Source organism: Micrococcus sp. EWR3.9.1, assembly GCF_052615555.1.
On record NZ_JBQXFD010000050.1, the window covers coordinates 1 to 589 of the forward strand.

A 589-nucleotide genomic window follows, 5' to 3' on the forward strand; every position below is an offset into this window, starting at 1 on the left:
GCGGTCCTGGTGACCATCGGCGCCGGAGCATTCCTGCCCCCGGCAGCCATCCCGTACTTCGGCCTCATCCCTCTGGGCCTCGGCCTCTGGGCCGCATGGCAGGCCTGGCGCGGAGACGATGACGACGATGACGACGAGGCCAAGGTTGCCGGCAAGAAGGTCGGCGTGTGGACAGTCGCAGGCGTCACCCTTGCCAACGGCGGCGACAACATCGGCGTCTACACCCCTGTCTTCCTCAGCGTGGAACCTCTCGCAGTAGTCGCCTACTGCATCGTCTTCCTCGCGCTCGTCGCGGTCCTGGTGGCCCTGGCAAAGTTCGTCGCCACCCGCCCCCCGATCGCCGAAGTGCTCGAACGCTGGGAGAACATCCTCTTCCCCATCGTTCTCATCGGCCTCGGCATCGTGATCCTCGTCAGCGGCGGAGCCTTCGGACTCTGACGTAGCGGCAGCGATCCAAACGGCCCCGACCGGGCGCACCCCTCTCGGTTCAGACCGCGACACCTACCTGCAGCCAGTCCTGCGTGATCGCGGCAACAAGACCGCCACGGAGCGCTGCAAAAACCCCGCCACCAAGCGAACGAAGCCACAG

At 66.4% G+C, this 589-nt stretch carries 1 protein-coding gene; it reads left to right on the forward strand.

The window, feature by feature from the left end:
• Window positions 1-438 (forward strand): cadmium resistance transporter (locus ACUJ8O_RS11520; RefSeq protein ID WP_445373403.1); only part of this gene is annotated, 438 nt, incomplete at its 5' end.
• Window positions 439-589: the final 151 nt, after the last annotated feature.